Source organism: Komagataeibacter kakiaceti JCM 25156, assembly GCF_000613305.1.
Genome location: NZ_BAIO01000530.1, coordinates 1 through 1,550 on the forward strand (window position 1 = coordinate 1; position 1,550 = coordinate 1,550).

Below are 1,550 nucleotides of genomic sequence, written 5' to 3' on the forward strand. Positions count from 1 at the left end.
GTGAGCCGGATGCACGCGCCAGTACGACCACTGGCGCACGGGACGGATACAGCCAGCCAGAAGGATAGCAGGAACGCAGACATGACAACCCAGATAAGTGACCCCCGCGAGGAACTGAAGCGGCAGGCGGCGATCGAGGCCGCATCCATGGTTCAGGACGGCATGGTGGTCGGCCTTGGTTCGGGCACCACATCCGCCTACATGATTGACGAACTTGGCCGCCGCTGGGCCGAAGGGCTGCGGTTTTCCGCCATCCCCACATCGGAACATTCGGCCGAGCAGGCCCGTTCGCACGGGATCAAACTGGTCACGTTCGCGGCCCATCCCCGGATCGACCTTGATATTGATGGCGCGGATGAAGTGGAGATGGGCACGCTCAACCTGATCAAGGGGCGGGGCGGGGCGCTGTTTCGGGAAAAGATCGTGGCCGCCGCGTCCCACAGGTTCGTGGTGGTGGTGGATGAAAGCAAGCTGGTAAAACGGCTTGGCCATCACATGCCCGTACCTGTGGAGGTCACGACCTTCGGCTGGGAAATGACGGCCGCCCGGCTGGAAGCGCTGGGCGCGCGCGCGATACTGCGCATGACCCCGCAGGGCAAGCCATTCATAACCGATGGCGGCAACCTGATCCTGGATTGCAATTTTGGGGAAATAGCGGATTCCGTGGCGTTGGCCCGGCGGATCCGCTCCATCGTGGGCGTGATTGAAAGCGGCCTGTTCATTGGCCGTACGTCCGAAGTCATCGTGGCGGGCGGGGATGGCCTGAAGCACCTCACGGCCGGTTGACCACCATGCCCCGGTCATGTGCCGAAAGGTGACGGACCGGGGTGCGGGGGCGGAGAATAATCATGTTTGTCGGGATTGATCTGGGCACATCGGCCCTCAAGGCCGTGCTGGTGGATGGCGCGCAGCAGGTACTGGGCAGTTCCACCCGGCCGCTGCGGGTGAGTACTCCCCATGCGGGGTGGAGCGAGCAGGCCCCACAGGACTGGTGGGCCGCGCTGATGGGCGCCATGGATGCGCTGGCGGCGGCGCATCCACGGGAAATGGCCGGTGTAACCGGCATCGGCCTGTCGGGCCAGCAGCATGGCGCGGTGTTGCTGGACAGCATGGCGCGGTGCTGCGACCGTGCATATTATGGAATGACGAACGCGCGGCGCGGGAATGCACGGAGTTCGAGCACAGGTTCCCCCGCAGCCGACAGGTCTGCGGCACCATCGCCATGCCCGGCTTCACCGCGCCCAAGCTGATATGGGTCGCGCGGCATGAGCCGACATCTTCCACGCGACCCGTCATGTGCTGCTGCCCAAGGCATGGCTGCGCTACCGCCTGAGCGGTGAAATGCTTGAGGATATGTCCGATGCATCCGGTTCGCTGTGGCTGGATGTGGGGCAACGCCAATGGTCGCACGAAGCTCTGGCCGCAACCGGCCTTACCACAGCGCACATGCCCGCGCTGGTGGAGGGCACGGCGCGCGCGGGCTGGCTGGATCAGGATCTGGCCCGGCGCTGGGGCATGAAGGCGCGCCCGGTTATCGCGGGGAGCGCGGG

Annotated in this window: 1 protein-coding gene and 1 pseudogene; both read left to right on the forward strand. The window is 65.2% G+C overall.

The window, feature by feature from the left end; genetic code table 11:
* Positions 1-81 precede the first annotated feature (81 nt).
* Positions 82-786: a ribose-5-phosphate isomerase RpiA gene (rpiA, locus tag JCM25156_RS16225; RefSeq protein WP_025813943.1), complete on the forward strand. Its 705-nt coding sequence runs from the start codon at positions 82-84 to the stop codon at positions 784-786.
* A gap of 62 nt (positions 787-848) precedes the next feature.
* Positions 849-1,550, forward strand: a pseudogene (locus JCM25156_RS25445) (FGGY family carbohydrate kinase); the annotation flags it as partial.